Genomic DNA, 6,211 nt, shown 5'->3' with positions numbered 1-6,211 from the left:
GGGACCGGGGCCACCGGGGGGTGGGCCCACGGGGGAACGGGGCTCGCCGGGGGCGGGCCCACGGGGGAACGGGGCTCGCCGGGGGCGGGCCCACGGGGGAAGCGGGGGAGCACGCGGAGCGGGACCGGTGGGCCGGGGGGTCCGACCGGTCCCGCTCCGCGTTTCCGTTCGAGCCTCAGGCCGTCGTCCGCTGCCGTACCTGCCGGCCGGCCGCCGCCGCCGCGAGCCGGCCCAGCGCCTCGTCCCGGCCGCACGCGTGGGCGCCGAGGGACACCTGGCGGGCGATGATCGACCGCTCCGTGCGCATCAGCCGCCAGCCGCGGCGGAGCAGGAACGGCACCGACTTGCGGCCCTCCCGCAGATCCCGCAGGAAGCGCCGCCGGAAGGTGGTGACCGGCCCGCGGGTCAGGCACAGCGCGTCCGCGAGCAGGCCCAGCTCCCGGCACCGTCCGACGATCTCCGCGGCGAAGATGCCCTCCGCGATGAACAGCGGCGTACGGCCGATGTGCAGCGGCTCCTCGCCGGTCCGGGCGCTCAGTGCGATGTCGTACACCGGCACCGGCGTCGTCCCCGTGGCGCACAGCCGGGCGATGGCCTCGACCGCGACGTCCGCGTCCCACGACTCCGGGTGGTCCCAGTCGATGTCCGAACTGCCCTGCACCAGGGGCAGGGTCGGGTCGCCGGCCTCCTTGTAGAAGTCGTCCAGGCGCAGCACGGGAAGCCCGGAACGGGCGGCGACGAGTGACTTGCCCGAGCCGGAGGGGCCGCACAGCAGCACGACACGGGCGGGGGCCGGAGGATGAATGCTCACGGAACACCAGTTTGATGCATGGCGAGCGCCCTGCCGACCCCGCGGGTCGGCTTTTGAGCGTGAGTCACACCTCAACTACCCTCGGTGTCGACAGCATCACCCTGCGCACCAGAAGGTGGCATCAGCGATGGCCCGACACACCTCTCCCCAGCACCCCACCGCGCAGCGCGCCCTGGTCGCCCTCGCCGCCGCCGGAGCGGCGCTGGGCGCGGGCGCGGCCACGGCTCACGCGGACGCCGGTTCCCAGCTCCTGAACGTGCCGTGGCGGCCCACCTCGCTGGGCCGGATCGACCCGCAGGCGGGCCTTACGGCGCTCACCGGCACGGTCGGTTACGTCACCGGACCGGTCGCCGGCCTCAAGCCCAACCCGCTGGCGGGTACGGGTGTCGACCCGCTGGACAACGGGATCGGCACCCAGGTCGCCGACTTCAAGCCCGCCGGGACCCAGATGCTCACCGCGCCGCTGGCCCAGGCCAGCTCCCTCGGAAGCGTCCCCGTGGTGGGGCAGGCCCTCGGAGTGCTGGGCCGCCACTGAAGGCGCCCCGAAGGGGCGCGGGGAACCGCGCGACCGGCCACGGCCGGGCGGCCGACGGCAGCCCCCAGGGGCCACGGCCGGGCGGCGACAGTCCCCAGGGGCCACGGCCGGTCGGCGGCAGCCCCCGCACCGGCCGTCGGTGGGCGGAGCCCGACGCGCCCTGTGAGCCCGTCGGGTGCCCGCACCGGTCCCGTCAGTAGGCGGAGCCAGACGCGCCCAGCGAACCCGTCGGGTGCCAGACCGTCTTCGTCTCCAGGAACGCCGTCATCCGCTCGGTCCCCGGCGTCTCGAAGTAGTCCACAGCCTGTGGACGGAGCACCCGCTTCAGATTGTCGGCCGCCGCGATCTCCAGCTCCTTCGCCAGCGCCTCGTCAGCGCCCGCGAGGTCGATCGCGTTGACGTCCTGGTGCGCGGCGAGGGGCGCCGCGATCTCCGCCGTACGGCCGGACAGCACGTTGACCACGCCGCCCGGGACGTCGGAGGTGGCCAGCACCTCACCGAGGGAGAGCGCCGGGAGCGGGGCCTTCTCGGAGGCGATCACGACCGCGGTGTTGCCGGTGGCGATCACCGGGGCCACGACCGACACCAGGCCGAGGAAGGACGACTCCTGCGGGGCCAGCACGGCGACCACGCCGGTCGGCTCGGGGGAGGACAGGTTGAAGTACGGGCCGGCCACCGGGTTGGCGCCACCGGTCACCTGGGCGATCTTGTCGGTCCAGCCCGCGTACCAGACCCAGCGGTCGACGGCTGCGTCGACGACCGCCGCCGCCTTCGACTTCGACAAACCCTCCGCGTCCGCGACCTCCCGGACGAACTGCTCCCTGCGGCCCTCCAGCATCTCCGCGACGCGGTAGAGGACCTGGCCGCGGTTGTACGCGGTCGCGCCGGACCAGCCGCCGAACGCCTTGCGCGCGGCCACGACCGCGTCCCGGGCGTCCTTGCGGGACGACTGCGGAGCGTTGGCCAGCCAGTTGCCCTTCGAGTCCGTCACCTCGTACACCCGGCCGCTCTCGGAACGCGGGAACTTCCCGCCGACGTACAGCTTGTAGGTCTTGAAGACGCTCAGACGGTCAGACATCGAGGTAAGCCTCCAGGCCGTGACGGCCGCCCTCGCGGCCGAAGCCCGACTCCTTGTAACCGCCGAACGGCGAGGTCGGGTCGAACTTGTTGAACGTGTTGGACCAGACGACACCGGCGCGCAGCTTGTTCGCGACGGCCAGGATCCGGGAACCCTTCTCGGTCCAGATGCCGGCGGACAGGCCGTACTGGGTGTTGTTCGCCTTGGCGACCGCCTCGTCCGGCGTGCGGAAGGTGAGGACCGACAGCACCGGGCCGAAGATCTCGTCGCGGGCGATCGTGTGCGCCTGGGTGACGTTCGTGAACAGCGTCGGCGCGAACCAGTAACCGGACGAGGGGAGTTCGCAGGCCGGGGACCAGCGCTCGGCGCCCTCCGCCTCGCCCCGCTCGGCCAGCGCGGTGATCCGCGACAGCTGCTCGGCGGAGTTGATCGCGCCGATGTCGGTGTTCTTGTCCAGCGGGTCGCCGAGGCGCAGCGTGGACAGGCGGCGCTTGAGGGCGTCCAGCAGCTCGTCCTGGACCGACTCCTGCACCAGCAGGCGGGAGCCCGCGCAGCAGACCTGGCCCTGGTTGAAGAAGATGCCGGTGACGATGCCCTCGACGGCCTGGTCGATCGGGGCGTCGTCGAAGACGATGTTGGCGCCCTTGCCGCCCAGTTCCAGGGTGAGCTTCTTCCGCGTGCCCGCGACCGTGCGGGCGATCTCCTTGCCGACGGCCGTGGAGCCGGTGAAGGCGACCTTGTTCACGTCCGGGTGCCCGACGAGCGCGGCGCCCGCGTCGCCGTAGCCCGGGAGGATGTTGACGACACCCTTGGGCAGGCCCGCCTGGCGGCAGATGTCCGCGAAGAACAGGGCGGACAGCGGGGTCGTCTCGGCCGGCTTCAGCACGACCGTGTTGCCGGTCGCGAGAGCCGGGGCGATCTTCCACGCCAGCATCAGCAGCGGGAAGTTCCACGGGATGACCTGGCCGGCCACGCCCAGCGGGCGCGGGTCGGCACCGAAGCCGGCGTGGTCGAGCTTGTCGGCCCAGCCCGCGTAGTAGAAGAAGTGCGCGGCGACCAGCGGGAGGTCGGCGTCGCGGGTCTCCTTGATCGGCTTGCCGTTGTCCAGCGTCTCCAGGACGGCCAGCTCACGGCTGCGCTCCTGGATGATGCGGGCGATGCGGAACAGGTACTTGGCGCGCTCGGAGCCGGGCAGCGCCGACCACTTCTCGAACGCCTTGCGGGCGGCCCGCACCGCACGGTCGACGTCCTCGGCGCCGGCCTGCGCGACCTCGGAGAGGACCTCCTCGGTCGACGGCGAGACCGTCTTGAAGACCTTGCCGTCGGCGGCGTCGGTGAACTCGCCGTCGATGAACAGGCCGTACGAGGGCGCGATGTCGACGACCGCGCGGGACTCGGGGGCGGGTGCGTACTCGAAAGCCATGGAGATCAGTCCACCGTCACGTAGTCGGGACCGGAGTAGCGGCCGGTGGCCAGCTTCTGCCGCTGCATCAGCAGGTCGTTGAGCAGCGAGGAGGCGCCGAAGCGGAACCAGTGGTTGTCCAGCCAGTCCTCGCCCGCGGTCTCGTTGACCAGGACCAGGAACTTGACGGCGTCCTTCGTGGTGCGGATGCCACCGGCGGGCTTCACACCGACCTGGACACCGGTCTGGGCGCGGAAGTCGCGCACCGCCTCCAGCATCAGCAGGGTGTTGGCGGGGGTCGCGTTGACGGCGACCTTGCCGGTGGAGGTCTTGATGAAGTCGGCGCCCGCCAGCATGCCGAGCCAGGAGGCGCGGCGGATGTTGTCGTACGTCGACAGTTCGCCGGTCTCGAAGATGACCTTCAGCCGGGCGCTCGTCCCGCAGGCCTCCTTCACGGCGACGATCTCGTCGTACACCTTCAGGTACTTGCCGGCCAGGAACGCGCCCCGGTCGATGACCATGTCGATCTCGTCGGCGCCCGCGGCTACGGCGTCACGGACGTCGGCCAGCTTCACGTCGAGAGCGGCGCGGCCGGCCGGGAAGGCGGTGGCCACGGAGGCGACCAGGACGCCGGAGCCGGCGACGGCCTCCTTGGCCACGGCCACCATGTCGGGGTAGACGCAGACCGCGGCCGTCGTGGGCGTCGTGCGGTCCGTGGGGTCGGGATGGACGGCCTTGGCGCCGAGCGCCCGGACCTTGCCCGGGGTGTCCGCGCCTTCCAGCGTCGTCAGGTCGACCATCGAGATGGCGAGGTCGATGGCGTACGCCTTCGCGGTGGTCTTGATGGAGCGGGTGCCGAGGGACGCGGCGCGCGCCTCCAGGCCGACCGCGTCGACGCCGGGCAGCCCGTGGAGGAAGCGGCGCAGCGTGCTGTCGGACGCGGTGACGTCTGCGAGCGCGTGAGCTGTGGGTGCGGTAGTGGGCATGGTCACCAGACGAGCATATCTACGCGCGTAGCGGCTGTACACCCCCGGTGCTCCTCTCCGCGTGTGAGATCACAGATGAGCGCCGGTTGCCGGGCTCCCGGTCCCCTGTCCGGCGGCGTCGGGCAGAATCGGGCCCATGACCACCCCGGACCACCCGTCACCCGCGTCACAGCCTCCGGCGCCCACCGCCAAGGACCGGATCTACCGCTCGCCCCTGGGGCTGGCGGGCGGTGTGCTGCTGCTCCTGGTCGTGCTCTGGCTGGGCTTCGACGCACTCTTCAAAGGCCACGGCCGGACCCCGTGGCTGGCGCTGGCCGGCCTGATCCTGATCGTGCCGCTGATCCTCGCCTTCACGCTGCGCCCGGCGGTCTTCGCGAACGAGGAGCGGCTGCGGGTCCGCAACCCCTTCCGGGTGATCACCCTGCCCTGGGGCGAGGTCGCCGGCCTGCGCTCCGGCTACTCCAACGAGGCCCTCACCGCGTCCGGGGCCAAGTACCAGCTGTGGGCCATCCCCGTGTCGATGCGCGCCCGCAAGAAGGCGGCCCGCCGGCAGCAGCGGGCGGCGGCGGACGCGGCCGGGGGAGGGACACGGGGCGGCGGCCTCGGGCCGGGCGGCTTCGGCCTCGGCGGGTTCAGCCTGCGCGGTCCGGACACCGGGCCGACCCGCGCCGAGACCGACCAGGTCATGGACGACCTGCGCGAACTCTGGGAGCGCGGCGCGCAGACCGAGCCGGCGCAGGGCGAGGTGACCGTGCGCTGGGCCTACGAGGTGGCCGCACCCGCGGTCGCCGGAGCGGTGCTGCTGGCGATCCTGCTGGCCGTGGGCTGAGGCCCGGCCGACAGCCGGATCCGCCCGCCCTCCCTGTGAGGCGCGGGGGTGCTTTCTCGTGGTCTGTCGGGTGCCGGATTCGCCCGCTCTCCCTGTGGGGCGCGGGGGTGCTGCCCCGCGGCTTGTCGGGTGCCGGATTCGCCCGCCCTCCCTGTGAGGCGCGGGGGTGCTGTCCCGCGGCCTGTCGGGTGCCGGATTCGCCCGCCCTCCCTGTGAGGCGCGGGGGCGCTTTCTCGTGGTCTGTCGGGTGCCGGATCCGCCCGCCCTCCCTGCGAGGCGCGGGGCGCTGTCCCGCGGTCTGCCGGGTGCCGGATTCGCCCGCCCTCCCTGTGAGGCGCGGGGGTGCTGTCCCGTGGTCTGCCGGGGGCTGGTGGCGGCCCCACGCCGAGCGCCCCGCCGGTGAAGGCCGACGGGGCGCAGGGAGGGGGCTCGTGGGTGTCCCGGGGCGGCGGCGCGGAGGACGGCGACCGCCGGGAGGGCGGCGGCTGCGGCCGGGAGACGCCCCTGCCGCCGTTCCGCGGTGACAGCGGCGGAAGGGCGGCGGGGCGCGCGTGGCCTCCGGTGCCCGGC

The 6,211-nt window shown here is 73.2% G+C and carries 6 protein-coding genes; 2 read left to right on the top strand and 4 right to left on the bottom strand.

What is annotated here, in order from left to right; genetic code table 11:
• Positions 1–175: 175 nt before the first annotated feature.
• Complete coding sequence (locus GT045_RS37920; protein ID WP_345942881.1) at positions 176–811, bottom strand: uridine kinase; 636 nt, start codon at positions 809–811, stop codon at positions 176–178.
• A gap of 127 nt (positions 812–938) precedes the next feature.
• On the opposite strand from GT045_RS37920, the gene GT045_RS37915 reads away from it, so the two are divergent.
• Complete coding sequence (locus GT045_RS37915; RefSeq protein WP_161293630.1) at positions 939–1,346, top strand: hypothetical protein; 408 nt, start codon at positions 939–941, stop codon at positions 1,344–1,346.
• A 193-nt stretch (positions 1,347–1,539) separates the two neighbouring features.
• Here the strand turns inward: GT045_RS37915 and GT045_RS37910 are convergent, their stop codons facing one another.
• Genes GT045_RS37910 through deoC form a run of 3 tightly spaced genes read right to left on the bottom strand, consistent with a single transcriptional unit; the run spans position 1,540 to position 4,812 of the window.
• On the bottom strand, positions 1,540–2,424 hold the full coding sequence (locus tag GT045_RS37910) for an aldehyde dehydrogenase family protein (RefSeq protein WP_161293627.1): 885 nt from the start codon (positions 2,422–2,424) through the stop codon (positions 1,540–1,542).
• Entirely contained in the window at positions 2,417–3,853 is a 1,437-nt protein-coding gene (locus GT045_RS37905) for an aldehyde dehydrogenase family protein (protein WP_161293635.1), read from the bottom strand. Before GT045_RS37905 ends, GT045_RS37910 begins: the two co-directional genes overlap by 8 nt.
• Complete coding sequence (gene deoC / locus GT045_RS37900; protein WP_161293633.1) at positions 3,853–4,812, bottom strand: deoxyribose-phosphate aldolase; 960 nt, start codon at positions 4,810–4,812, stop codon at positions 3,853–3,855. The genes GT045_RS37905 and deoC overlap by 1 nt, the downstream gene beginning before the upstream one ends.
• Before the next feature lie 136 nt (positions 4,813–4,948).
• Between deoC and GT045_RS37895 the strand changes: the two genes are divergently transcribed.
• Positions 4,949–5,641, top strand: coding sequence for a PH domain-containing protein (locus GT045_RS37895; protein ID WP_161336985.1), 693 nt, complete (start codon positions 4,949–4,951; stop codon positions 5,639–5,641).
• Positions 5,642–6,211 lie beyond the last annotated feature (570 nt).

The sequence above is a fragment of the Streptomyces sp. SID486 genome (assembly GCF_009865385.1).
In the GTDB taxonomy this organism is placed as follows: Bacteria; Actinomycetota; Actinomycetes; order Streptomycetales; family Streptomycetaceae; genus Streptomyces.
Note: the sequence above shows the minus strand (reverse complement) of the source record. Positions and strands in the feature narration are given on the sequence as shown.

Bases quoted from the DNA above. Each gene is read 5' to 3' on its own strand.
- GT045_RS37915 (WP_161293630.1), top strand. From the start codon at position 939: ATGGCCCGACACACCTCTCCCCAGCACCCCACCGCGCAGCGCGCCCTG.
- GT045_RS37895 (WP_161336985.1), top strand. From the start codon at position 4,949: ATGACCACCCCGGACCACCCGTCACCCGCGTCACAGCCTCCGGCGCCC.
- deoC (WP_161293633.1), bottom strand. From the start codon at position 4,812: ATGCCCACTACCGCACCCACAGCTCACGCGCTCGCAGACGTCACCGCG.
- GT045_RS37910 (WP_161293627.1), bottom strand. From the start codon at position 2,424: ATGTCTGACCGTCTGAGCGTCTTCAAGACCTACAAGCTGTACGTCGGC.